This is a genomic window from Vagococcus lutrae (genome assembly GCF_023299185.1).
Lineage (GTDB): Bacteria > Bacillota > Bacilli > Lactobacillales > Vagococcaceae > Vagococcus_A > Vagococcus_A lutrae.
The window spans coordinates 1784753-1810538 of the sequence record NZ_CP097017.1; the positions used below are offsets into that span (position 1 = coordinate 1784753).

General features: G+C 38.7%; 20 protein-coding genes. 14 read left to right on the forward strand and 6 right to left on the reverse strand.

Features of this window, described 5'->3' with window-relative positions; all coding sequences use genetic code 11:
- Positions 1-16 precede the first annotated feature (16 nt).
- Positions 17-865 carry an AraC family transcriptional regulator gene (locus M2919_RS08620; protein WP_248848653.1) on the reverse strand — a complete coding sequence of 283 codons (849 nt, stop codon included), beginning with the start codon at positions 863-865 and terminating at the stop codon, positions 17-19.
- Positions 866-943: 78 nt separating this feature from the next.
- On the opposite strand from M2919_RS08620, the gene M2919_RS08625 reads away from it, so the two are divergent.
- Positions 944-3151 carry an alpha-galactosidase gene (locus tag M2919_RS08625; protein ID WP_248848654.1) on the forward strand — a complete coding sequence of 736 codons (2208 nt, stop codon included), beginning with the start codon at positions 944-946 and terminating at the stop codon, positions 3149-3151.
- 18 nt (positions 3152-3169) lie between these two features.
- Here M2919_RS08625 and def read toward each other — a convergent pair whose 3' ends face one another.
- A complete protein-coding gene (gene def, locus M2919_RS08630) occupies positions 3170-3745 on the reverse strand; it encodes a peptide deformylase (RefSeq protein WP_126760871.1) in 576 nt (191 codons plus the stop codon).
- A 260-nt stretch (positions 3746-4005) separates the two neighbouring features.
- Between def and rpsO the strand changes: the two genes are divergently transcribed.
- From rpsO to rpmG, 5 genes are all read left to right on the forward strand, one after another.
- On the forward strand, positions 4006-4275 hold the full coding sequence (gene rpsO / locus M2919_RS08635; RefSeq protein WP_023606843.1) for a 30S ribosomal protein S15: 270 nt from the start codon (positions 4006-4008) through the stop codon (positions 4273-4275).
- Between the two features lie 188 nt (positions 4276-4463).
- On the forward strand, positions 4464-6578 hold the full coding sequence (pnp, locus tag M2919_RS08640) for a polyribonucleotide nucleotidyltransferase (RefSeq protein WP_202585118.1): 2115 nt from the start codon (positions 4464-4466) through the stop codon (positions 6576-6578).
- Positions 6579-7017: 439 nt separating this feature from the next.
- Positions 7018-8964, forward strand: a complete 1947-nt coding sequence (thrS, locus tag M2919_RS08645; RefSeq protein ID WP_023606845.1) for a threonine--tRNA ligase — start codon at positions 7018-7020, stop codon at positions 8962-8964.
- 177 nt (positions 8965-9141) lie between these two features.
- The gene (locus M2919_RS08650) at positions 9142-11256 is read left to right on the forward strand and encodes a peptidoglycan D,D-transpeptidase FtsI family protein (protein ID WP_248848655.1); all 2115 of its coding nucleotides are present in this window, start codon (positions 9142-9144) and stop codon (positions 11254-11256) included.
- A 169-nt stretch (positions 11257-11425) separates the two neighbouring features.
- Entirely contained in the window at positions 11426-11575 is a 150-nt protein-coding gene (gene rpmG, locus M2919_RS08655) for a 50S ribosomal protein L33 (protein WP_023606847.1), read from the forward strand.
- A 58-nt stretch (positions 11576-11633) separates the two neighbouring features.
- On the opposite strand, the gene M2919_RS08660 is transcribed toward rpmG, so the two are convergent.
- On the reverse strand, positions 11634-11819 hold the full coding sequence (locus tag M2919_RS08660) for a DNA helicase UvrB (RefSeq protein ID WP_126760856.1): 186 nt from the start codon (positions 11817-11819) through the stop codon (positions 11634-11636).
- Positions 11820-12046: 227 nt separating this feature from the next.
- On the opposite strand from M2919_RS08660, the gene M2919_RS08665 reads away from it, so the two are divergent.
- The 3 genes from M2919_RS08665 to M2919_RS08675 are packed head-to-tail and all read left to right on the forward strand — an operon-like array spanning position 12047 to position 14460.
- Positions 12047-12793 carry a rhomboid family intramembrane serine protease gene (locus M2919_RS08665; protein WP_248848656.1) on the forward strand — a complete coding sequence of 249 codons (747 nt, stop codon included), beginning with the start codon at positions 12047-12049 and terminating at the stop codon, positions 12791-12793.
- A gap of 59 nt (positions 12794-12852) precedes the next feature.
- Positions 12853-14037: an ROK family glucokinase gene (locus M2919_RS08670; RefSeq protein ID WP_202585617.1), complete on the forward strand. Its 1185-nt coding sequence runs from the start codon at positions 12853-12855 to the stop codon at positions 14035-14037.
- 24 nt (positions 14038-14061) lie between these two features.
- Entirely contained in the window at positions 14062-14460 is a 399-nt protein-coding gene (locus M2919_RS08675; RefSeq protein ID WP_126760852.1) for a rhodanese-like domain-containing protein, read from the forward strand.
- Between the two features lie 44 nt (positions 14461-14504).
- Here M2919_RS08675 and rnjA read toward each other — a convergent pair whose 3' ends face one another.
- Positions 14505-16181, reverse strand: coding sequence for a ribonuclease J1 (gene rnjA, locus M2919_RS08680; RefSeq protein ID WP_222316809.1), 1677 nt, complete (start codon positions 16179-16181; stop codon positions 14505-14507).
- 1 nt (position 16182) lies between these two features.
- Positions 16183-16398 (reverse strand): DNA-directed RNA polymerase subunit epsilon, encoded by a 216-nt coding sequence (locus tag M2919_RS08685; protein WP_126760848.1) that lies wholly within the window; start codon positions 16396-16398, stop codon positions 16183-16185.
- Between the two features lie 360 nt (positions 16399-16758).
- Here M2919_RS08685 and M2919_RS08690 point away from each other — a divergent pair, with 360 nt between their 5' ends.
- Positions 16759-18486 (forward strand): ABC transporter ATP-binding protein, encoded by a 1728-nt coding sequence (locus M2919_RS08690; RefSeq protein WP_126760846.1) that lies wholly within the window; start codon positions 16759-16761, stop codon positions 18484-18486.
- On the forward strand, positions 18483-20243 hold the full coding sequence (locus M2919_RS08695) for an ABC transporter ATP-binding protein (protein WP_248848657.1): 1761 nt from the start codon (positions 18483-18485) through the stop codon (positions 20241-20243). Before M2919_RS08690 ends, M2919_RS08695 begins: the two co-directional genes overlap by 4 nt.
- A gap of 17 nt (positions 20244-20260) precedes the next feature.
- Here the strand turns inward: M2919_RS08695 and M2919_RS08700 are convergent, their stop codons facing one another.
- A complete protein-coding gene (locus tag M2919_RS08700) occupies positions 20261-20647 on the reverse strand; it encodes a DUF4828 domain-containing protein (RefSeq protein WP_248848658.1) in 387 nt (128 codons plus the stop codon).
- 160 nt (positions 20648-20807) lie between these two features.
- On the opposite strand from M2919_RS08700, the gene M2919_RS08705 reads away from it, so the two are divergent.
- Genes M2919_RS08705 through M2919_RS08715 form a run of 3 tightly spaced genes read left to right on the forward strand, consistent with a single transcriptional unit; the run spans position 20808 to position 25718 of the window.
- Positions 20808-21818, forward strand: coding sequence for a Gfo/Idh/MocA family protein (locus tag M2919_RS08705; protein ID WP_248848659.1), 1011 nt, complete (start codon positions 20808-20810; stop codon positions 21816-21818).
- Positions 21819-21828: 10 nt separating this feature from the next.
- Positions 21829-23016, forward strand: coding sequence for a DEAD/DEAH box helicase (locus M2919_RS08710; protein WP_248848660.1), 1188 nt, complete (start codon positions 21829-21831; stop codon positions 23014-23016).
- A 26-nt stretch (positions 23017-23042) separates the two neighbouring features.
- Positions 23043-25718, forward strand: coding sequence for a sigma-54-dependent transcriptional regulator (locus M2919_RS08715; protein ID WP_248848661.1), 2676 nt, complete (start codon positions 23043-23045; stop codon positions 25716-25718).
- The last annotated feature ends 68 nt before the right edge of the window (positions 25719-25786 follow it).

Consider the following 25786-nt stretch of genomic DNA (forward strand, 5'->3'; position numbering starts at 1 on the left):
GGAACGTGAGTAAAACTCACGTTCCTTTTTCTTTTAAGCGATAGTCGCTAGGCGAACAGCCGATATGGGCTTTAAATAACTTTGAAAAAGCAAGAGCATCTTCATAGCCCACACTGTTAGCAATCATTTTTATTGGATAATTCGTTGTAGTTAAAAGTGCTTGGGCACGCTCTATTCTTAGCTGTGTTAAATATTGTTTAGGAGAGACGTTTAGTTCTTTTATAAAAAGCTGGTGCAAATAGCTACGGCTAAGATGAAGATAATTGGCTAGATCTTGAATAGACAGTGTCGTGTGATAGTAATGAGTTAAGTAAGCAATAGCTTGTTGTAAATAAAAATTAGCTTCCGAGTGCTTGAGATTAGGCTTGTATGGGTAGCTCGTTTGTAAATGATGAATGAGCTGATAGAGATGACTCATTCTTAAAATAGGCGAATAACTCTCAGGTTTTTGACTGTTTTCGATGATTGTAGAAAATAGTTGATAAAATTGGCTCGTTGTCACGTGATAAAGAATTCCAGTATGTAGTAACTCGGTTGATGAAAGCAGTTGAGCCACTTTCCTACCACTCAGACCAATCCAAGCATATTCCCATGGTAAATCAGTGTCAGCTTGATAAAAAATAACTTCATCTTTTGGAACGATAAAGCAATCACCGCTTTCTAGAAAATATGTTTGGTCACGTAAAGTCACTTGACCTTTACCTGTACTAATGACATGTAGAATATAATGTTCTCGAACAAGAGGACCAAATGAATGATTAGGAGAACATCTCTCATACCCACAAAAGTCAATATTTGCTTCGATAGACTGAGTAGAAAATGCTTGATAAAAATTATGAATACGCCTCACCTTCTTTGTAGACATTTTACCATAAGGTCGCGACAAAATACTATTAAGTCTGAGTGTACGCTATGGTAGGATACAAGTGAAAAGAAGGAGAGGATGAAAATGAGTATTCTTTATTCTGAACAGGAAAAAGTGGTGACGCTACATACAGCGTCTACTACGTATCAAATGAAAATTGACAAGTATCAACGATTATTACATCTGTATTATGGCGTTAGAATAGATGACATGGATTTATCCTATTATTTACAGTACAGTGACCGAGCGTTTTCTGGGAATATCGCAGAAGCGCGTTACAATCGCACGTACTCACTAGACGTTTTGCCACAAGAGTTTCCAACGTATGGCATGTCAGACTTTCGAATCCCAGCCATCGTCGTGCAATACGAAGATGGCTCGTATGCTTTGGATTTGGTGTATCACTCACATAAAATTTATCCAGGTAAATATTTATTAGATGGCCTGCCACATGCTTATGAAGCACGAGATGAAGTTGTAGATAGCTTGGAAATAGTCTTGATTGACCCAGTTACTAAATTAGAAGTGACATTATTATATAGTACGTTTGAGAAGGCTGATGTGATAACACGTGCTGTCAAAGTAACGAATAATGGCTCACAAAAAGTCTCTTTACAAAAAGTGATGTCTGCCAGTCTGGATACCGTGAACAGAGAATATGACTTGATTCATTTTCATGGTCGTCATAATATGGAACGTCAGTTTGAACGGGTTCGCTTATCACATCAAACAGCTCAATTTGGTTCACGTCGCGGAACTTCTAGTCATCAACATAATCCATTCTTTATTTTGGCTGAAAAGGAAACGACTGAAAGTGCTGGAGCTTGTTTTGGTATGATGTTAGTTTATAGCGGTGATTTTCAAGCAACTACAGAATTGTCACAATTTGAGACAGTTAGAACACAGCTAGGATTAGGAAGTGAAGGGTTTAATTATGTGCTAGAAGCGAGCGAAACATTTACGGCACCGGAAGTGTTATTAAGTTATTCAAGCAAAGGACTTACAACCTTAACTCATCAATTCCATCATCTTATTCGTCATCATATTGTAAGAGGGAAATATCAATATAAACGCCGTCCCATTTTAGTGAATAACTGGGAAGCCACTTACTTTGACTTTGACGAAAATAAATTATTAGCTCTTGCCGATGAAGCCGTTGATTTGGGCATTGAGATGTTAGTAATGGATGATGGATGGTTTGGAAAACGCGATAATGATCAAACAAGTTTAGGGGACTGGTTTGTAAATCAAGGAAAATTGCCCAATGGCTTAAATCATTTAGTGACACAAATTCATGATAAAGGGCTTAAATTTGGAATCTGGTTTGAACCCGAAATGATTTCTGAAAAAAGTGACCTTTTTAAGCAGCATCCTGAGTGGCATATTCACGTGCCGAATCGTGAAAGTGTAATGAGTCGTTATCAGTATGTTTTAGATTTAACACGCTCGGATGTACGTGCTTATCTGTATCAAGTTGTTTCAGATATCTTAAAAAAAGCGCCTATTAATTATGTTAAGTGGGATATGAATCGCAGTATCACGAACAACTATTCATTAAAGTTATCACCAGAAGAGCAAGGGAAGTTTAACTACTTATATGTGAAAGGCCTTTACGAGCTATTGGAACGTTTGACTACGGATTTTCCTGATGTTTTATTTGAGAGTTGTAGTGGTGGAGGTGGTCGATTTGATGCAGGAATGCTTTACTATACACCACAGATTTGGACGAGCGATAATACGGACGCTATCGAACGTCTTACAATTCAACATGGCACAAGTTTCGGATACCCACTCAGTACACAAGGGGCCCATGTTTCTGCAGTTCCAAATCATCAAACAGGCAGAGTAACACCTCTTGATACACGTGCAGTTGTGGCTTATTCTGGAATTTTTGGTTATGAACTTGATTTAACAAAACTTTCAATAGATGAAAAAGAAAAGATTAAAGAGCAAACGGCTTTTGTTAAACAGCACTACGATTTATTAACTAATGGGACATACTATCGTTTGATCAGTCCTGAAACACAAGCTGGCTATGTTATTTGGCAACTAGTTTCAGAAGAACGTGACGAAAGTTTACTGTTTATCGTAAAAAATAAAGCACAAGCTAATACACCATTTAAAATGGTGAGATTAAACGGCTTGCTAGAAGATAACGAGTATCAAGTTGAAACGTACGAGAAAATAATAACAGGTCGGGCACTAATGACCCAAGGGTTACCGATTGTTGAAACATATCGTGACTATGATGCCACTGTTCTTTACATACAAAAAACCACGTGCTAAAAGCTCGTGGTTTTCGTTTTAAATAAGTTTAATATCTTTTAACTGAGCATAGGGATCTTTTTCATCGATACGGTCATAGAACATAATGCCATTTAGATGATCGATTTCGTGTTGTACGACCATGGCCGCATAGTCACGTAATTTTATTTTTTGTGTGTGCCCTTCTAAGTCTGTATAAGTAACCGTAATGCGTAAGTGACGTACGACTACACCTTCTACCGCACGATCGACAGACAGACAGCCTTCACCATCTTCTAGTCCTCCAAGTTGGACAGAATGGCTAATGATTTTCGGATTAATCATAATAGTGCTGAGTAAATGGGTCGGTTGTGTATCATCTTCTCCTGTAAAATGAGGATTTGGGATATGCACGGCAATCATTCGTTTAGAAATATCAAGCTGAGGTGCAGCTAAGCCGACTCCACCGCGCAATCCATATTTTTCAGCGAGTTCAGGGTCTTGACTGTATTTTAAAAAAGTCATCATATCTTCTGCTAATGCATAGTCTTCTTTAGATAAAGGTAGCACGACATCTTGTGCTTTCTCTCGTAATGTGGGATGACCTTCACGAATGATATCATTCATGGTAATCATAGTGATTCACTCCTTAAATTGTAAAATTGAAAAGCGATTTGACGACAAATCGTCTGACTAAAATCTATTGTAACATAACTATCGAAAAGAACGCGTGAAAATGCCATAAAAAATGGGATAAAAGTTGGATTATACTTGCTTTTAGAGAGTAGTTCGTGTAAAGTAAGACTGTATGAAAACATACCGCCTGTTACTTGGTTGTACGCATCACCAACGTTATACTCAGTTTCAGGATGACTAAGAAGAAAGAGGTGACCGTAATGGCAATTTCAAAAGAACGTAAAAACGAAATCATGAAAGAATATGCACGTCACGAAGGAGATACTGGTTCTCCAGAAGTGCAAATCGCAGTTTTAACAGCTGAGATTAACCACTTGAACGAGCATGCTCAAGTTCACAAAAAAGATCATCATTCTTACCGTGGACTAATGAGAAAAGTTGGACATCGTCGTAACTTATTAGCATACTTACGTAAAACAGATGTACAACGTTACCGCGAATTAATCCAAAAACTTGGATTACGTCGTTAAAAGCTAGACCCTTAAGAAAGTGAGGTTCGTAAGGATCTCACTTTCTTTTACTATTAAGATAAGAAAATTCGAAAAGAACGTGTTTAGCACTACTATGCAAATGTGAGTGGCTTTTTTTAGGAAAAGCGATTGACCTTTGTTTAGTAGGGACTCATTCTTTTCGAATAGACTAAAAGGAGATAAAGAGAATGACAGAGAAAAAAGTATTTTCGATGGACTGGGGCGGACGCCCTCTATCAGTAGAAGTAGGACAGTTAGCGAAACAAGCAAATGGTTCTGTTTTAGTGCGTTATGGTGACACGGTTGTATTGACAGCAGCTGTAGCATCACGAGAACCTAAAGATGTAGACTTTTTCCCACTGACTGTAAACTACGAAGAAAAAATGTATGCGGCAGGTAAAGTTCCTGGTGGATTTATCAAACGTGAAGGACGCCCAAGTGAAGCAGCGACATTAACAGCTCGCTTAATTGACCGTCCAATTCGCCCGATGTTTGCGGATGGTTTCCGTAACGACGTGCAAATCACGAATATCGTCATGAGTGTGGAACAAGACTGTACACCAGAGATGAGTGCGATGTTAGGTTCATCATTGGCACTTTGTATTTCAGATATTCCGTTTAACGGTCCGATAGCTGGAGTCAATGTTGGACGTGTGAATGGCGAATACATTTTAAACCCAACAGTCGAACAAACAGCGTTATCTGATATTGAATTAAGTGTAGCAGGTACAAAAGATGCCATTAACATGGTTGAAAGTGGCGCTAAAGAGGTAACGGAAGAAGATATGTTAGGTGCCTTGATGTTTGGACATGAGGCGATTAAAGAATTAGTGGCATTCCAAGAAAAAGTAGTAGCTGAAGTTGGAAAAGAAAAAATGGATATCCAACTATTACAAGTCTCGGAAGATTTAGAAGCAGAAATTATGACGGCTTATAAAGATGCGATGGTAGCAGCTATTCAAACAGAAGAAAAATTAGCACGTGAAGTAAATATCGATGCGGTCAAAGCAGAAATCATGGAAGTCTATGAAGCTAAGTTTGCAGACGATGAAGATAGTGCGAAAAAATTAAAAGAAGTCCGTCAAATTACGGAAGACTTAGAGAAAAATGAAGTCCGTCGTTTAATCACAAAAGAAAAAATCCGTCCAGACGGTCGTCAAGTTGACGAAATTCGTCCACTTGCTGGAGAAGTTGGATTGTTACCACGTGTACACGGTTCAGGATTATTTACTCGCGGACAAACACAAGCTCTATCTACCGTCACATTAGCCCCGCTAGGAGAACATCAAATTATTGATGGGTTGGGAACGGAAGAAAGCAAACGTTTCATTCATCACTATAACTTCCCACAATTCTCTGTCGGTTCAACAGGTCCAACGCGTGGTCCTGGTCGACGTGAAATCGGTCATGGTGCTTTAGGTGAACGTGCGATGGCTCAAGTTATTCCTTCTGAAGAGGAATTCCCATACATGATTCGTGTGGTTTCTGAAGTTTTAGAATCAAACGGTTCTTCCTCACAAGCAAGTATCTGTGGTGGTATTTTAGCCTTAATGGACGCTGGTGTTCCAATTAAAGCGCCAGTTGCGGGAATTGCAATGGGCTTAGTTATGGACGGCGACGACTATACGATTTTAACGGATATTCAAGGTTTAGAAGATCACTTAGGGGATATGGACTTTAAAGTAGCCGGAACAGAAGCAGGTATTACGGCGTTACAAATGGATATTAAGATTGAAGGGATTACAGAACAAATCTTAACAGAAGCATTAACGCAAGCTAAAAAAGCTCGTATGGAGATTTTAGATGTCTTGACAGCCACTATTCCTGAACCACGTGAGGAATTAAGTGAGTACGCTCCTAAGATTGAAATGATTCAAATTAAACCTGAAAAAATCAAAGATGTTATTGGTAAAGGTGGCGACACTATTAACGGTATTATCGATGAAACAGGGGTTAAAATTGATATCGACCAAGATGGTAATGTCAGCATTGCTTCTTCAGATGCAGCGATGATTAAACGTGCTATCCAAATTATTGAAGAGCTAACAAAAGAAGTGGAAGTTGGCGAAGTATACTTAGGAAAAGTTGTGCGTGTTGAAAAATTTGGTGCTTTTGTGAATCTGATTAAAGGGAAAGATGCCCTTGTTCATATCTCACAATTAGCCAATGAACGTGTAAATAAAGTAGAAGATGTTGTAAAAGTGGGCGATGAAGTCTTAGTCAAAGTCACTGAAATTGACCGTCAAGGCCGAGTTAACGCATCACGTAAAGCTATGTTAAAAGAAGACGAAGCAACAGAATAAAAATTCTGCTCAGAATAAATTACTTCAAACGTCTGAGTCACAAGGATTGACTAAAGCATTAACAGCGATTGGTGTGATTGTTATCATAGGGGTTGTTGTGTTTTACGCAAAACAACGTAAAAAATAGTTATCACGATAAAGGCTTGCATTTTTAACAAAACCGTGTTTAAATAGAGACAATCATCAATGATCAATGAGAAAGACACCAGAATTTGTAAGCCTATTATCAGAGAGGGAGAGCGTGGCTGAAACTTTCCTATTAGTGCCCAAAGGATGACCACTTTCGAGAATTTAGTTGAAACTAAATCGGCTAGCACCGTTATCGCAAATGAGAGCTATGATTATTAGCTAAATTTAGGTGGAACCACGACTATTTCGTCCTAAAACACTTCTTTTAGAAGTGTTTTAGGGCTTTTTTTATTTTAGAGGAGGAGAAAACATGGGGAAAATTAAGATTAGTTTTCCGGACGGAGCTGTCCGAGAATATGACAAAGGGATACACACAGTTGAAATTGCAGAAAGTATTAGTAAAAGTCTAGCGAAAAAAGCTTTAGCAGGTAAATTCAATGGAGAATTAGTAGATTGGAACTTGCCATTACAAGAAGATGGTTCTCTAGAAATTATTACGCCTGACCATGAAGATGCTTTGGGGATTTTACGTCACTCGACAGCGCACTTAATGGCCAACGCCATTCGTCGCATCTATCCCAATATTCACTTTGGGGTAGGGCCAGCGATTGAGACAGGTTTTTACTACGATACTGATAATGGTGAGCACCCTATCAGTGAAGAAGATTTACCGAAAATTGAAAAAGTCATGATGGAAATTGTTAAAGAAAACAATCCTATCGTGCGTAAAGAAGTGTCACGTGAAGAGGCACTGGAGTTATTTAAAGATGATCCTTATAAAGTGGAATTGATTACAGACTTACCTGAAGATGAAGTGATTTCTGTTTATGATCAAGGAGATTTCGTTGACCTATGCCGTGGTGTCCATGTTCCAAGCACAGGACGTATTCAAGTCTTTAAGTTATTATCTGTGGCGGGAGCATACTGGCGTGGTAATTCTGATAATCAAATGATGCAACGTGTTTACGGGACAGCTTTCTTTGATAAAAAGGATTTAAAAGAGTTTATCAAAATGCGTGAGGAAGCGAAAGAGCGTGACCATCGTAAACTAGGACGCGAATTAGATTTATTTATGACAAATCCAAGTGTTGGTTCAGGTTTACCTTTCTGGTTACCAAAAGGGGCAACGATTCGTCGAACTATCGAGCGTTATATTACAGATAAAGAAATTAGTTTAGGTTATCAACACGTTTATACACCGATCATGGCGAACGTTGAATTTTACAAAACCTCTGGTCACTGGGATCACTATCATGAAGATATGTTCCCGCCAATGGATATGGGTGACGGAGAAATGCTAGTTTTACGTCCGATGAACTGTCCACATCACATGATGGTGTATAAAAATGATATTCACAGTTACCGCGAATTACCGATTCGTATTGCTGAGTTAGGCATGATGCACCGTTATGAAAAGAGTGGAGCTTTATCTGGTTTACAACGTGTGCGTGAAATGACGCTAAATGACGGTCATACATTTGTTCGTCCAGACCAAATTAAAGATGAGTTCAAACGCACGTTAGAATTAATGGTTGAAGTTTATAAAGACTTTGACATTACTGACTATGCTTTCCGTTTAAGTTACCGTGACCCTGCTAATACAGAAAAGTATTTTGATGACGATGAAATGTGGGAAAAAGCACAAAAAATGCTAAAAGAAGCAGTGGATGAAATGGGCTTAGAGTATAAAGAAGCTGAAGGCGAAGCAGCGTTCTACGGACCAAAACTAGATGTTCAAGTAAAAACAGCTATGGGTATTGAAGAAACGCTATCGACTATTCAGTTAGACTTCCTTTTACCTGAGCGTTTCGATTTGACTTATGTAGGGGAAGATGGCGAAAATACACATCGTCCAGTTGTTATTCACCGTGGTATTGTATCAACGATGGAGCGTTTCGTTGCTTATTTAACAGAAGTATACAAAGGAGCATTCCCAACATGGTTGGCTCCTGTACAAGGAACGATTATTCCAGTTAACTTAGATTTACATGGCGACTATGCTGAGAAGTTGAAAGAAGCTTTAAATCGACATGGGTTACGCTTTGAAGTCGACCACCGTAATGAAAAAATGGGATATAAGATTCGTGAATCGCAAACACAAAAAGTCCCTTATCAATTAGTTGTTGGGGATAAAGAAGTGGAAGCACAAGCTGTTAACGTTCGTCGATATGGTAGCAAAGAAACTGAGACAGTTGAAATCGATGCGTTAATCAATCAAATTGTAGCAGAAGTCGCTACATATAGCCGACCATCATAATTAATTAGTTTACAACGCTCAAAAAGAGACCTATCTTTTTGAGCGTTTTTCAACTTTTAAAAAGGGATTGTTAAGGATTATTAAAAAGTTGGCGATAAAAAGATGAATTCCTTTTTTTTTACCGTGTGATTCTGTAAAATGAATGAGATAAGTATATCTTGAAAGGATTACTGTAAAATGAAAAACTCTTTTTTTAAACAATTGAAACGACGTAATCGAACGGAAGTCAAGTCACATATTCCGTTTCGTTTAAACTTTTTATTTTTTATTGTCTTTGTTCTCTTTCTTTCTTTAGTGATTCGTCTTGCCTATTTACAAATTATCCATTTGGATTTTTTTGAAGATAAAGTAAAATGGGGACAGAAAAACATTGTAGAAAACAATGCGCCGCGAGGGATGATTTATGATGCTTCTGGGCAAGTCTTAGTCGGCAATCGTTCGAAGCCAGCTGTTATTTATACTAAAAAAGCTGGGATGACTGCGCAGGAAATTTTAGACGTTTCACGTCAACTCACACAAATTTTAGCTATTAAAGCAGAGGATTTATCCGAACGAGATTTAAAAGATTATTGGTTGGCAGATGAGAATAATCTAGCAGAAGCACGTAAACGATTAACGGATAAAGAAAAGGTGAATGATAAAGGCGCACTGATTTCAGCTGCAGATGAATATCAGTTACTTACCGAAAAAGTTACACCTGAAGAAATTCAATTTGATGAAGAAGAATTAAAAGTTGCTTCTGTTTTTAAACGAATTAATGGCGCGTACGCTTTAACGCCCGTTATCATTAAAAACGAAGACGTGACACCTGAAGAAATAGCTCAGATAGGGGAAAGTGTTGCAGAAATCCCGGGTATTTCAACAGGGATGGACTGGGATCGTGAATACCCACAAGGCGATGCACTGCGTTCTATTTTAGGGACGGTATCCTCTGAAAAGACGGGATTGCCTCAAGAAGAAGCAGAGGAATATTTGAAAAAGGGCTATGCACGTAACGACCGTGTAGGGTTGAGTTATCTAGAAAAGCAATATGAGCCGGTGTTAAGAGGAACGAAATCTAAGTCGGAAGTGACGATTAATCAACAAAACGAGATTGAAAAGCAAGAAGAAATTACAGAAGGTAAAAAAGGTCAAAATGTAAAACTAACCATTGATATTGAGTTCCAAAAACAAGTCGCAGATATTGTCCGACGTAATTATCAACAACTCATATATAACGGTAAGGCACGCTATTCCGATGGCGCGTATGCTGTCGTTTTAAATCCGCAAACTGGAGATGTCTTAGCAATGGTTGGGTTAAGTCATGATCCAGAAACGCAAGAATTAACGGATGATACTTTAGGTACGATTAACAAAGCTTTTGTACCCGGATCGGTGATTAAGGGCGCAACGGTCATGGCAGGATTTGAACAAAATATCTTACCTCAAAATGATGTGATGATTGATGAACCTTTACGTTTTGGTGAAGGAGCTGGGGATGTTAAAAGCTCATTATTTAACCAATATGGTCGGGTACCGTTAAATACTGTAGACGCGTTGACTGTGTCTTCCAACGTTTATATGATGAAAATTGTCTTAAAAATGATGGGAGTAGAGTATCATCCAGGAATGAACTTGCCAGAGAGGCCGGATGTCTATGACACGCTACGTGGGACATTCAAGGAATATGGACTGGGCGACAAAACAGGTATTGACTTGCCGGGAGAGTCGACTGGGTTAGCGCCGACAGACTTCTATGATAAAAAAGGAAACTTAAAACCAGGTAAGATGGGGAATTTACTCGACCTTTCCTTTGGGAACTACGATACCTATACGCCGATGCAGTTAGCACAATATGTGGCAACGATTGCCAATGACGGTGTACGTGTAGCACCGCGTGTTGTTGAAGGTGTTTATGATAATAATGAGTCTGGCGGCTTGGGTGAACCAGTAGAAGTAAAAGAAACCAAAGTGATGAATGAAGTAAAAGCAAAGGAACATATCTCCGTTGTCCAAGAAGGGTTTTATAACGTAGTTAATGGAACGGATTATCGTCGTACAGGACGGGCGCTACAAGGTGGGAAATATGTGATATCTGCCAAAACAGGTACAGCCGAAACGCCCATTCCTAATCCAGATAATCCAAACGATGTTATTCGTTTAGTCAATAGCTCTATGGTGGCGTATGCCCCTCAAGAAAATCCTGAGTTAGCGGTCTCAGTTATTATTCCACATATTCAGGACGAGTCCGATGCGCTTCATGCGGTAATGACAAAAGAAATTTTTAATGCTTATTATGACTACAAGCACTAAAAGTTAGTAACAGCAAGGGTTTTTATCATTAAAACACAGAAGAAATTACTGTAAAGTAGAACTACTTAACAAAATTGATAAAAAGGGTAGAAATCTATAAAAAAAAATGCTATGATATTTAAGTATGAGTGAAAAACTCAACTGAAACTAATTATTTGGAGGGAAAAACATGCGCGTACATATTACTTTAGAATGCACAGAGTGTAAAGAACGTAACTACTTATCTAATAAAAATAAACGTAATAACCCAGATCGTTTAGAAGTGAAAAAATATTGCCCACGTGAGCGTAAAGTAACACTTCACCGTGAAACAAAATAAGCCTTAACAAAAAGCTGTCATCTTTGCCTAACAAAGATGACAGCTTTTTTATTTGTTTTTACTTAGAATCCAAACGCTTATCTTGTTTCAATGTCCCACCGTAAAATGAGAGAACAATCGCTATTTCTGAAAGAATAAATTCTTTTATCGACCAATGAAAATAAATGGTTAAAATAAGCATCATCATAATCGCAATCGCTAAAACAGCATCTTTTGTGCCAAAATCCAGTCTGCCTAAATTCATGTTAATTCCGTCCTTTATTTGAGTGAAATTGATTGCTTTAGTATAGCAAACCAATGCGGGCTTGCCAAGATTTAGTCATAGGGGAGGAAGTTGAGTCTTTCTCTTTTTTTAAAGATGAGACTGATAATTGTTACCGGTAAAACAGAAAAATAACGAGACTTTCATGTTTTCATCATACATTTAATGGTATAATATGAAAATGAGTGAGAGGAGAGTGAAAGGATTAAATGGCCTTTAACCCACAAAGAATAAAACAAGAAATGAAACAAAATGGTGTGACAGTGGTACTACTGACCATTCAAGTGACACTCTTTATTTTAATGACCTTATATGGTTTAGCAAATGGCTACGGATTGGATGGAACTACGCAAACTCAAATCTTAGTGAAGTTTGGTGCGATGTATGCACCGTTAGTGGCGATGGGAGAGTACTGGCGTTTGATAGCTCCTATTTTCTTACATATCGGGCTCGTGCATCTCATTTTAAATTCTTTTTTCCTTTATTTTGCTGGAAAAGAATTAGAAGCGATGATGGGGCGTATCCCCTTTTTGATTTTTTACTTATTGAGTGGCCTGTCTGGTAATTTACTAAGTTTTGCTTTTGGTCCTATGCAAACTGTTTCTGCAGGAGCGAGTACGGCTCTTTTTGGTTTGTTTGGAGGCTTTATCGCTTTAGGACGTATTTTCCCTTATCATCCGCGTGTCCAATATATGGCCCGTAATATGTTAGCGTTAGTCGTAGTTAATTTAGTGTTTAACTTGTTCAGTCAAGGGATTGATATGTTTGGTCATATTGGTGGTTTGATTGGGGGTCTATTATTAGGCTTTGCTATTTCAGGACCTCAAGTAAAAAAATCACGTTATAATGTAACAGAAGATAACAAACATCGTCGGATTGCATCAGGGATAGGCTTTTTATTTTTTGTTGTATTTTGTATAGTTTATGGTATTCAACGATATGGAGCTTTTTTCTAAAAGAGAGACAGTTGAGTTGTGGTAAATAAATACGCTATAATAGTAAAGGAAGATTGGAAATGCGAACGCTTTATGATGTGCAACAGTTATTAAAAGAGTTTGGCGTCTATGTCTATGTCGGTAAGCGCTTATGGGATATTGAGATGATGGAAATTGAACTAGCCGAGTTAAGCCGGGCTGGTGTGATTGATACCGCTACCTACGTCCAAGCCAAACATGTACTAAATGAAGAGTATCAACAAGAATTAAAACGTGAGCGAGAGAAAGAGGAGGAGCAAGCAGTGAGTCGTAAATTAATTGGGATTGATTTAGGTGGCACAACGATTAAATTTGGTATTTTAACAGAGGAAGGCGAAGTACAACAACGTTGGAGTATCGAAACAAACATTAGCGATGAAGGATCACACATCGTACCAGATATTATCAAAAGTATTGAACATCGTTTAGACTTATATAAAATGTCTAAAGAAGATTTTATCGGGATCGGTATGGGAACACCTGGAGCAGTCGATATTATTAAAGGAACTGTGATAGGTGCTTACAATCTGAACTGGAAGACACTTCAACCTGTGAAAGAACAGATTGAAGCCGCTTTAGGAATCCCCTTCGTTTTAGATAATGATGCTAACGTAGCTGCATTAGGTGAGCGCTGGCAAGGGGCTGGACATAAAACACCTGATATGGCGTTTATGACGTTAGGAACAGGTGTCGGCGGTGGATTAATCGCAGAAGGTAAATTATTGCACGGGGCAGCCGGAGCAGCCGGAGAAATCGGTCATATTACGGTGGATCCTGAAGGCTTTGATTGTACGTGTGGTAAAAAAGGTTGCCTGGAAACAGTAGCCAGTGCGACAGGTGTAGTTCGCTTAGCACGAACTTTATCAGAAAGCTATGCAGGTGATTCAGAGCTTAAATTTATGATTGACGATGGACAAGATATTACGAGTAAAATTGTCTTTGAAGCGGCTGAAGCAGGGGATACCTTTGCATTAATGGTGGTGGATAAGGTAGCATTTTACTTAGGATTAGCATGTAGTCATATTGGGAATATGTTAAATCCAACTGACATCGTTATAGGTGGTGGCGTTTCAGCTGCAGGTGAGTTTTTACGTGAACGCATCCAGAAAAACTTTGACCAATTTACCTTTAAACAAGTGCGTGATAGCACATCTATTAAACTAGCTGAGTTAGGAAATGAAGCGGGCATTATAGGGGCAGCTTCATTAGCATTACAATATAAATAAACGAAGTAAGGAAGGAAACGTTAGATGAGTCCGTTATTAGTATTTAATTTAATTTTATTAGCTATTTTAGTTTACTTATTAGGAAGAGAAGGTTACTTGCGTATCATGGCACGTCGTTCTGCCAAGTGGATTGACGAAGCAGAGTTTAGAGAAAAAATGCGTTTTTCTCAAGTGATTGACGTCCGTGAAAAAGACGTTTACGATAGTGGGCATATCTTAGGTGCGCGCAATGTTCCCTATACGACACTAAAACAATCTTATATGGGATTGAGAAAAGATCAAGACCTTTTGATTTATGACCAAAAGAAAACATTAAGTATCCGTACAGCTAACTTTTTACGTAAAAAAGGGTACACTAATCTTTATATTTTAAAAGGTGGATACCAAAACTGGACGGGGAAAATTAAATCTAAAAATAAATAAAAGAAAATCCGAGAAATGTTTAACATTTCTCGGATTTTTATTGTTTATTCAGTTGCTTCTAAAACCATAGGTAGAATCATCGGATAACGTTCTGTTTTTTCAGCTAAGAATGGTTGCAACGTTTGAACCATTGTTTCCTTGATTAGACGTTCATTGCAGTTTTCTTGTTTTAAGACGCGTGCTAATTCGCGGAATAGTAGGCGTTGACATTCGTTAATCAAATCCCCTGATTCGCGCATATAGATAAAGCCACGTGATAAAATATCAGGACCTGCCATAATACGTTGCTCTTGATAGTTGACCGTCACTACTGCTAGGACGAGTCCCTCTTCTGAAAGAATACGACGATCTTTTAAGACGATATTTCCGATATCTCCAATACCACTACCGTCGACATAAACATCTCCTGCATTAAAGTGGCCGGCACGACGCGCTGAGTCTGCTGTTAAAGCTAAGACATCGCCATTACCTAATATAAAGCAATTTTCTTTTTTTACGCCGGTGTCTTGAGCAAGCTCAGTATGAATTTTTAACATACGGTACTCACCATGAACAGGCATAAAGTATTTTGGTTTCATTAAACTTAACATTAGTTTTTGCTCTTGTTGTCCACCATGACCAGAAGTATGGATGTTATTGACTTTTCCATGAATGACTTCGGCACCCGCTTCGGATAATAAATTAATCACGCGGTTAACAGACGTAGTGTTTCCAGGAATAGGGGAACTAGAAAAGACAACCGTATCACCCGGTTGAATCGAGATTTGACGATGTGTACCATTCGCGATTCGACTAAGCGCCGCCATAGGTTCACCTTGTGATCCCGTACATAGAATTAGAATTTCATTTGCCGGATACTGATTGACTTCCCGTGCATCGATAAACGTTTCTTCCGGAACCGTAATATAGCCTAATTTACGTCCATTTACCATCGCATTTTCCATACTGCGACCAAAGACAGCAATTTTACGCCCTGTTTTCACAGCCGCTAAAGCAGTTTGTTGTAAGCGGAAGATGTTAGAAGCAAAGGTAGCAAAAATAATGCGTCCGTCGATTTTTTCAAAAATACGTTCGATTGAGGCGCCAATCGTTTTTTCTGATTCAGTAAAACCAGGAATTTCGGCATTGGTACTATCTGACAGTAAGCATAAAACGCCTTCTTCACCAATTTTCGCCATTTTTTGTAAATTAGGTGGCTCGCCAACAGGGGTAAAGTCAAATTTGAAATCCCCAGTAAAGACGACATTTCCTGAAGGTGTTTTAGCAACCACTCCTAACGCATCTGGAATACTATGCGTCGTACGGAAAAAGGTAATAGATGTTTTTCTAAATTTAATCTGTGTGTCTTCATTAATCTCATGTAGTTCAGCATCTCGAAGTAAGCCATGCTCTTCTAACTTATTCTTGATAAGCGCTAATGCTAAAGGACCAGCATAGATAGGAATATTTACTTGTTTTAATAAATAAGGAATCCCACCAATATGGTCTTCATGTCCATGAGTAATGACAAGTGCTTTTACTTTTGGTAAGTTTTGCACAATGTATTGATAGTCGGGAATAACGTAATCAATTCCTAGTAAATCATCTTCTGGGAATTTAATACCTGCATCGACGATAATAATCTCATCTTGAAACTGTACGCCATAAGTGTTTTTACCGATTTCACCAAGACCACCTAAGGCAAAGACGCCGGTTTCGTTATTTTTTAAATTGACTTTCATACTAGTTAAACTCCGTTAGACTAAACGGGGCGTTTTCTTTCTCATAGGCTAAATGTTTTTCATCTAATGCTTGGATAAATTCTAAATTGTAATCGGTATGTGTTTCAATTAGATGACGTGCCTCACGCTCGTTTTCTGCCTCTAAATAAAGTGAGTGCGTATTTTCTCTCTTTGGGCTAAATGTTTTGTTTTCTTGATAATAAACTTTATAAATCATCATCATTCTCCTTTATATTCAATGTATAAATCGTTATTTTGAACACACTAAAAATAGGTGAAATCACCTATTGTTTTTACCTATTCCCCACTAAAACGTGAATTAAAGTGGAATGAAACCTCGCCTTTGTTTCATTATAGATGTCAATAAAACTTATAATTATAAGTCAAGTCATGTTCTATTCGTTATCGTAATTTTATCATAGATTTGTAACGTTGTATAGGAAGGACCCTTTTGTTAAGGTCAAAAAAGACATTGATTTTGTCAGTAAAAGTATGTGAAAGAGGGTAATTCATATTCTTTTATCTCCAAATATGCTATATTGTAGTGTACTTTACGAAAAAAAGAGGAGGGACTTATATGAAGTTAATGTGGGAGTATACCATGCGACATAAGAAACTTTTGTTTTTTAATTTTTTAAGTGTCTTTGGTTTTATTATCATTGAGTTAGGATTGCCCACCTTATTAGCACAAATGATTGATAAAGGAATCAATCAACAAAATTTTGATGTGGTCAAACGGTTAGGATTGGCAATGGTTGCCATTACGACGATTGGGATTATTTTACACTTGTGTTTGACTTATTTTGTTTCACGACTAACGACCTCCATCGTGGTTGATATTCGTGACGATATGTTTGCTAATATTCAAGGGTTTTCGCATCATGAGTATGAAACGTTAGGTGTATCGTCACTTATTACGCGTACGACGAACGATGCGTATCAAGTCATGCTGTTTTTAGGTATGATTTTACGAACTGGATTCATGACACCGATGATGTTTACTGCCAGTTTGATTTTAATTTTACGTCAAAATGCTTCTCTGGCAAAGTATGTTTTTCTGGCTATTCCGTTTCTGATACTTGGCGTTGTAATCATCGCGAAGCGTTCAGAGCCTATTTCTAAAAGCCAACAGAAAAACTTAGACAATATAAATCGTATTTTACGTGAAAATCTTTCAGGGTTACGCGTTATTCGAGCGTTTGTTAATGAGAAGTTTCAAGAATCACGTTTTGCTAAAGTCAATCAAGATTACGCGACAAGCTCGACTCGACTGTTTACGTTAATGGCGACGGCGCAACCAGCGTTTTTCTTTCTATTTAATATCGTGATGATATTAGTGATTTGGTTTGGTTCCGTTCAAATTAGCGTGGGCGACCTAGCTGTGGGAGAACTTATTGCTTTTATTGAGTATATTTTCCATGCGTTATTTTCATTTATGATGTTTTCAATCGTCTTTATGATGTATCCACGTGCGGCAGTATCGGCTAACCGAATTCAAGAAGTTTTAGAGACAGAGCCAAGTGTAGTAGAAACTGCTACCGAAGCACCTCAAACAACGACACACGGTGTCATTGAATTTCAAGATGTATGTTTTGCCTATCCCGACACGGAAAGTCCTGTTATTCGAGATGTATCGTTTTCTGCTAAACCGGGTGAAACAGTAGCCTTCATCGGCAGTACGGGAAGTGGAAAGTCCACCTTGATTCAGTTAATCCCACGCTTCTATGATGTCACAAAGGGTCGGATTTTAATCGACGGGCATGATGTCCGAGACTATCCGTTACAAACGTTACGTCAAAAAATCGGCTATATTCCACAAAAGGCCTTATTATTCTCAGGTACTATTGAAGAAAACTTGCGCTTTGGAAAGCCTGATGCCACAGCGGATGATTTAGCTTATGCTCTTGATGTAGCGCAAGCAACCGACTTTGTAGCTAGTAAGGAAAAAGGGTTACAAGAGCCTGTAGCCGAAGCAGGAGCGAATTTTTCTGGTGGACAGAAACAACGCTTGGCGATTGCTCGTGCGGTGATACGTCGTCCAGAAATATATATTTTTGATGATAGCTTTTCTGCACTTGATTATGCTACTGATGCCAAATTACGTGCACGTCTAAAAGAAGAAACCGAAGACGCGACCGTCTTAATCGTAGCACAACGTGTTAGCACGATTATGGAAGCGGACCGCATAGTAGTTTTAAATGAGGGAGAAGTTGTCGGAATTGGGACGCACCGTGAGTTGTTGGCGAACAACCAGATTTACTATGATATCGCCTCATCACAATTAACAGAGGAGGAATTAGCATGAAAACATCTGTTAAGACATTAAAACGTTTGTGGTTTTATCTACGTGTTTACCGAGTGAAGTTTATCGCGGCTTTGTTCTTTCAGTTGATTGCCATAGGCTTGAATGCGATTTTTCCTTATGTTACAGGGTTACCAACAACACGTATTAAAGAAAATCTTGATCAGAATCAAGCCATTGATTTTGATTATATCCTGTTTATCTTGGGGATGTTGGCCGTTATTGCGTTAATATACAGTGTGAGTATGTATTTAGCGAGTCGCTTGATGACGCAGGTCGTTCAAAGTGCTATGCGTGACTTACGCCATGATATTTCGCAAAAAATTAATCGCATGCCGGTGTCTTACTTTGACACGCATCAGCGAGGGGATGTTTTATCACGGATGACGAATGACGTCGATGCCTTAGCGGGAGCCATGCAACAAAGTTTTCTAGCAATGGTCTCAGCGCTTTTAGGTATCGTGACGGCCGTTTCGATGATGTTTGCTCTTAATTGGCAACTTGCTCTCGTTGGCGTGACGATGATTCCACTATCGATCGTAATTTCTAAAATTGTCGTATCTTTCTCGCAAAAATACTTTAAACAGCAACAAAAAGCACTTGGTGATTTAAATGGTTACGTTCAAGAAACACTTACAGGCTTTTCCGTTTTAAAATTATTTGGACGCGAACAACAAGCCTATGAAGAATTTCAAGAGACGAGTCATCGATTATCGACCTATGGGTTTAAATCGGCATTTGTTTCTGGTTTAATGATGCCACTTGTGCAATTGACTGCTTATTTAGCTTATATCGTCACAGCAGTGATGGGGAGTTATTTTGTCATTATAGGCACACTGACGGTGGGGAACTTACAGGCCTTTATTCAATATGTATGGCAAGTTAACCAACCAATGGGACAAATTACTCAGTTATCCGGTGTCTTACAAAGTGCGTCAGCTGCGACGGGACGAATTTTTGAATTCCTAGACGAAACAGAAGAAGAAACACGTCGCGAAATTCATGATTTCACGGGTGAAGTCGCGGGGCGCGTATCATTTGAAAATGTTTCTTTCCGATATGAGCCAAATCGTCCATTAATAGAAAATCTAAATGTTGAAGTGTTACCTGGACAGACAGTAGCGATTGTTGGTCCTACGGGAGCTGGGAAAACAACGTTTATAAATCTCTTAATGCGTTTCTACGATGTCACAGGAGGCGCAATCAAAATCGATGGCGTGAACATTCAAGACATTCCACGCGCGTCACTGCGTGCGCAATTCGGAATGGTCTTGCAAGACGCGTGGTTGTATCATGATACGATTATGGAAAATATTCGCTTTGGTAAACTCGATGCAACAGACTATGAAGTCGTAGATGCGGCTAAAGCAGCCAACGTGGACCATTTTATTCGAACGATGCCAGGTGGCTATCAGATGATGATTGACCAAGAAGGTGGCAACATCTCACTTGGTCAAAAGCAGCTATTAACGATTGCTCGTGCGATTATATCTAATCCTAAAATTTTAATTTTAGATGAAGCAACGAGTTCCGTTGATACCCGTTTAGAGTGGCTGATTCAGAAAGCGATGGCGAAAGTAATGGAAGGACGGACGAGCTTTGTGATTGCCCACCGTCTATCTACCATTCGAGATGCAGATTTAATTCTTGTAATGGATCAAGGGAAAATTATCGAACAAGGGACACACGATAGTCTACTCGCACAAAAAGGATTTTATGAGCAGCTGTATCATTCACAGTTTTCAGAAGAAGCAGAATAAAAAAAGTATCCACCACCTCATGAGGTGGTGGATACTTTTTTTACACGATAATAACGTTCATTAGCTTCATCGTATAAGTAAGAGTACTCTTCTGAAAAATAATGTAATTTCATAGTAAAGCCATATGAATCTTTAAAAATAAATAAGGTAGGAGAAACGAAAACAACAGTCGCTTTGATTGGGTTACCATTAAGAATAAGACTATAAGATGGACTAATGTGAAAGTGAATACGTTGCTTTCGTTTTAAATCCATATATTGCCAAGATCCAACAAAATGTTGTGGGCACATTAAACGATTTTCTTTGGCATCTGTTTTTTGTTGAAAAAAATCAATCATGATAACGAATAAAAAAATAACACACGTCAATAGAATTAAAGTGATAATAAATATACTTGTTCTCATATAAATCCCACCTTTTTTATGATTATTATAATAACGGAATGCTAAAAAAAAATCTAGTTAAAAGGGCAAACTATACGCACAAATAGAAAGTGGTGTATAATGGAGAGGAAAGAGTTCTAACGTAAAAAGCCTAATTGGCATAAAATAAAGGAGTAAGATGATGTTAAAATTAGGGATTATCGGTACAAATTGGATTACCGATCAGTTTGTACAGGCAGCACTAGGGACAAAACGTTACGTTTGTATTGGAGTTTATTCACGTCGTTTAGCGACGGCACAAGCATTTGGTGAAAAGTATGGCGCAACACTTTTTGAGGATGACTTGACGCGCTTTTTTGCATCGGAAGAGTTGGATGTGATATATATTGCTTCACCGAATAGCTTGCATTTTACCCAAGCGAAACAAGCAATTGAACATGGCAAACATGTGATTGTTGAGAAACCAGCTGTTGCGAATGAAAGAGAATGGGACGAGCTTGTGACATTGGCTGGGCATCAAGGTGTGAAAGTCTTTGAAGCCGCACGTCATATTCATGAAGAAAACTTCAAAAAAGTAGCCGAACTGATTCATGAGATGGATGAAATTGTTGCAGCAAACTTTAGTTTTATGAAATATTCCTCGCGCTTTGATGATGTACGTGCAGGACAAGAACCCAATATCTTTTCCCCGCATTTTTCAGGTGGTGCGTTAATGGATTTAGGCGTTTATCTTATCTATGCAGCGGTAAGTTGGTTTGGAGAACCGGGAGAGGCTTATTATTTTGCGAAAAAATTAGCGACAGGGGTAGATGGAACGGGCCATATTATTTTGCGTTACCCGACTTTTGATGTGAATTTGATGACCGGAAAAGTAGGGCATAGTGAATTACCTTCAGAAATTATTGGCTATGATCAGACTATTCGCTTGAATGCGACTAATAGTATTGAAAAGATAGAGCGTTACGACCGTATAAGTGGTGAATATGAGGCTATTCCTGTTACGAAAGAGACAAACCCAATGGTAGAAGAAGCGAATGTCTTTGCCGATGTAATGACTCATCTTGATGATGAAACAATTCAAGCGGCGTACCGTAAATGGTTAGAATTAGGTCAACAAGTCCACCGTCTCATGTATCAATTACGTCAACAAGCGGATTTAAAATTTGACGTAGATTCTTTATCAAATGAATAGGAGTTACACTATGTTAGAGCAGTCACTACCAGATAAATTACGTGCCGTATGGCAAAATAATCACTTTACCCAAGCCACGTTAATCCAAGAGAAAATGTGGGATGAAATAATGGAAGACCAATCAGTGATTGGAATTTCACCAACGGGAACGGGTAAGACGTTAAGTTACGTTTTGCCATTAAGTACTAAAATACAAGAAAAAGAAGGCACGCAAGTCTTAGTTCTCGTGCCGTCGCAAGAATTAGCCATGCAGGTGAGTGAAGTGTGGCGCGAGTGGCTAAAAGAATATGACGTACGCGTGACGACGTTAATCGGTCAGGCAAATATTAAGAGACAAATCGAACGTTTGAAAGAAAAACCAGAAATCATTGTTGGGACACCCGGTCGTGTATGGGAATTAGTCCAACAGAAAAAAATCAAAGCTCACCTTTTAAAAGCAGTGGTGTTAGATGAAGTCGACCAGTTGATAAGCCATTCAGAACTAAATGCGGCTAAAAATGTGTTACAGCGCATCCAACACGAGTGTCAAATCGTGGCTGTTTCAGCTACTGGTAATAAAGTTATCGAACCTGTGTCAGCGCTCGTTCGTCGTGAGATGAAGGTGATAGATGTTACGGTGGAAGATACCTCGCAAGGAACATTGGAACACGTTTATATTAAGACAGCGTCGCGTCGTAAAAAAGATGTTTTAAAGCACTTAGCTTATTTTGACCAACGACACGTTTTAGTTTTCTTTACGAAAGTCGAAGATTTAGGAGTAGTTGCGGATAAATTGACCTTTGACGGTGTACCAAATGTGACGTTAGCTTCCGACCAGTCCAAGTTTGAACGTGAAGGTGCCTTACGCTTGTTTAGAGAGCAAAAGGTGTCACTATTGTTGACAACTGATTTGGCAGCACGAGGACTGGACTTGCCGGGAGTCACAGATGTCGTCCATTACGATTTGCCTTATAATGCGGAAAGTTATTTGCATCGGAGTGGTCGTACAGGTCGTATGGGACAGGACGGTCGTGTAATCATGCTTTTAAGTGAACATGAGGAACGTGACTACCGTCGCATGATGAAAGAGATGGAGCAAGTGACAGCAGAACGTTTCATACATGGTGGGTCTTTACATGAAAGTCTACCGAAAGGGCCAGTTAGTCATAAAAACAATAAAGATAAAAAGAAAAAACGTACAACTCGTAAAAAAAGATAAAATGAGTCGTCAGTCGGAGGGATAACATGTCGAATCGAAAAGAACAAATATTCCGCACGCTTGCTACTATGGCAAACGGAGGGACAGCCAATGATATCGCCGATGCTATGGATTTAGAACGCAGTAATGTTAGCCGCTATTTAAATGAACTGGTTAAAGAACAACGGGTTGCTCGCTCGCAAGGACGCCCGGTTGTTTTTACTGTGACAGAAAAAACGAAAACAGAACAATTTGATATAACTTTTGATAATTTAGTCGGTGCTAATGAGTCGTTAAGTGTTAGTATTCAGCAAGCGAAAGCAGCGATTTTGTATCCACCGAAAGGCTTGCATACGATAGTTTTTGGTGAAACAGGGACAGGGAAATCACTGTTTGCCGAATGTATGTATCGTTTTGCAGTCAGCTCAGAAAGTATTCAGGATGACGCACCTTTTGTTTCCTTTAACTGTGCCGACTATGCTCAAAATCCACAATTATTATTCGCTCATATTTTTGGTGTAAAAAAAGGAGCCTATACCGGTGCTAATGAGGATCGTCAAGGGCTGTTGGCTGAAGCGCATGGCGGTATTCTCTTCTTAGATGAGATACATCGCTTGCCACCTGAGGGTCAAGAGATGTTATTTACTTTTATTGATAAGGGCGAATATCGACCGCTAGGAGAAAGTGCCAAAGTCCACGAGGCATCCGTCCAGATTATCGGTGCAACGACTGAAAACTCGGATATGTTTTTAACGACGTTTAATCGTCGTATCCCTATGTCGATTACTTTACCACCTTTACGTGAGCGTTCGATTGATGAACGATATGAAATCGTCACACTTTTTATTAAACAAGAAGCCGACCGTTTACAGCAAAAGATTATCGTTGAGCGCGAAGCTATTTTAGCGTTCATGCTTTACCATGCTGAAGGGAATATAGGACAAGTTAAACGCGATTTAAAACTAGTCTGTGCGAAAGCTTTTTTAAACTATCGCACGCATCAAGAGGATTATTTGACGATTCATCAAAAAGATTTACCCTTACAAGTCCAAAAAGGGTTATTAAAGATTAAAGAAATGCCAGAACGTATCGACCGTTTTGTCGATAAGAATAGTCATTATTTAACGTTTGAACCGGGAGCAAATGAAGTGGTTTGGTCACTCGACCCTGCAAGGGATATGAGTGTATACAGTACAATAGAAGAAAAAGTGTCAACTTTGACCCAACAAGAACTGGAAACACTGGATTTGGAGTCGTACATTGAAGCTAACGTCGACCAGTATTTTGAAGCTTATGTTGATGAACTGGCACGCAGCAATATTCATCAAGATTTGATTGAACCCGAAGTATGGGAAATGACCAATCGTTTATACGATGCGGCAGAAGAACGTCTCGATCGCTCCTATCATGAAAAAGCACGCTTCACCTTTGCTTTGCATTTGCAAGGGACGCTAGAGCGGATTAAAGACAATCGAAGTATCATCCATCCAAACTTAAACGATATTCGGATTCACTATAAAAAAGAGTTTAAGGTGGCAATTGACCTTTCCGCGATGATTGAAGAAGCTTACGAGATTGAAATACCTTTTGATGAAATTGGCTTTATTACTATGTTTTTGGCGATTGATACAGTTGAACCACAAGAAACACAAGACAATCAAGTAGCCATTGTATTACTCATGCACGGAAAATCAACGGCCTCCAGTATGTTAGAAGCCGTTCAAGAATTATTGGGTACTACGACGGGAACAGCTTTTAATATGCCTTTAACAATGGAAGTTCAGCACATGTATGAACAAGTAAAAAACTATGTCATTGACCATAAAGAGCAAATGGCGAGTGGGATGTTGTTATTAACAGATATGGGGTCTTTAAATACATTTGGGAATATGATTTATGAAGAAACGGGCGTTCGTACCAAAGCAATTTCTATGGTAAGTACCATGATAGTCTTAGAAGCCGTGCGAATGGCTAGCATTGGTAGATCGCTAGAAGATATTTATCAAAATGTCCAGATGTCATTTGAAAATATCGTGCGGACACAGTTTCGACCGGAAAAACAACGCGATAAAGCTGTGATTGTGACGTGTTTTACGGGAGAAGGGGTCGCCACAAAATTATATGAACGCATTCAACCAGTGGTCAATACGGATGAAGTAGAAATTATTCAAATGCAATTCTTAGAAAAAGAAGCCTTTAAAAAGCATATCGATCGTTTAATGGAACAATATGATATTAAAGCGATTGTTGGAACTGTTGACATTGAGTATCAAAACATTCCGTTCTTTTCAGCGTTTGATATTTTTAACAATGATAAGCTCAATGAGTTAAAACGCTTAGCGGCAAATGAACTATCAATCGGTCAGATTATTACTTCTCTAGAAGGAACGATGACGACAATCGAGTCTGTTTCAGAGTTATTATTACTTTTACAACATCAAATTCGTCAAATACAGTCAGATATGCAAGTCATTGTTGAACCGGGAATTGACGCGGCCATCCTTATTCATCTAGCCTTTTTGGTGGAAGCTCTAAATACGGGAGTAAAAAAACGTGACTTTGACGATTTGGAACGTTTCAAACGTAAACATTTGATTGCCTATAATGCAGTACAGTCTAACTTAATGCCTGTTGAAAAGCGTTATCACCTTGAAATACCCGAAAGTGAAATTGCTTATATTGCGCAAATGTTTATTGAAAATAAGATTAAACAATCTTATTAACCCACTGTGTGTAAACTGTGCAATACAGTGTGTAATATAAAACTATCAAGACAAACCTTGTTGTGACA

Coding starts and splice junctions, on each gene's coding strand:
- M2919_RS08620 (WP_248848653.1), bottom strand. CDS start 865: ATGTCTACAAAGAAGGTGAGGCGTATTCATAATTTTTATCAAGCATTT.
- M2919_RS08625 (WP_248848654.1), top strand. CDS start 944: ATGAAAATGAGTATTCTTTATTCTGAACAGGAAAAAGTGGTGACGCTA.
- def (WP_126760871.1), bottom strand. CDS start 3,745: ATGATTACCATGAATGATATCATTCGTGAAGGTCATCCCACATTACGA.
- rpsO (WP_023606843.1), top strand. CDS start 4,006: ATGGCAATTTCAAAAGAACGTAAAAACGAAATCATGAAAGAATATGCA.
- pnp (WP_202585118.1), top strand. CDS start 4,464: ATGACAGAGAAAAAAGTATTTTCGATGGACTGGGGCGGACGCCCTCTA.
- thrS (WP_023606845.1), top strand. CDS start 7,018: ATGGGGAAAATTAAGATTAGTTTTCCGGACGGAGCTGTCCGAGAATAT.
- M2919_RS08650 (WP_248848655.1), top strand. CDS start 9,142: ATGAAAAACTCTTTTTTTAAACAATTGAAACGACGTAATCGAACGGAA.
- rpmG (WP_023606847.1), top strand. CDS start 11,426: ATGCGCGTACATATTACTTTAGAATGCACAGAGTGTAAAGAACGTAAC.
- M2919_RS08660 (WP_126760856.1), bottom strand. CDS start 11,819: ATGAATTTAGGCAGACTGGATTTTGGCACAAAAGATGCTGTTTTAGCG.
- M2919_RS08665 (WP_248848656.1), top strand. CDS start 12,047: ATGGCCTTTAACCCACAAAGAATAAAACAAGAAATGAAACAAAATGGT.
- M2919_RS08670 (WP_202585617.1), top strand. CDS start 12,853: ATGCGAACGCTTTATGATGTGCAACAGTTATTAAAAGAGTTTGGCGTC.
- M2919_RS08675 (WP_126760852.1), top strand. CDS start 14,062: ATGAGTCCGTTATTAGTATTTAATTTAATTTTATTAGCTATTTTAGTT.
- rnjA (WP_222316809.1), bottom strand. CDS start 16,181: ATGAAAGTCAATTTAAAAAATAACGAAACCGGCGTCTTTGCCTTAGGT.
- M2919_RS08685 (WP_126760848.1), bottom strand. CDS start 16,398: ATGATTTATAAAGTTTATTATCAAGAAAACAAAACATTTAGCCCAAAG.
- M2919_RS08690 (WP_126760846.1), top strand. CDS start 16,759: ATGAAGTTAATGTGGGAGTATACCATGCGACATAAGAAACTTTTGTTT.
- M2919_RS08695 (WP_248848657.1), top strand. CDS start 18,483: ATGAAAACATCTGTTAAGACATTAAAACGTTTGTGGTTTTATCTACGT.
- M2919_RS08700 (WP_248848658.1), bottom strand. CDS start 20,647: ATGAGAACAAGTATATTTATTATCACTTTAATTCTATTGACGTGTGTT.
- M2919_RS08705 (WP_248848659.1), top strand. CDS start 20,808: ATGTTAAAATTAGGGATTATCGGTACAAATTGGATTACCGATCAGTTT.
- M2919_RS08710 (WP_248848660.1), top strand. CDS start 21,829: ATGTTAGAGCAGTCACTACCAGATAAATTACGTGCCGTATGGCAAAAT.
- M2919_RS08715 (WP_248848661.1), top strand. CDS start 23,043: ATGTCGAATCGAAAAGAACAAATATTCCGCACGCTTGCTACTATGGCA.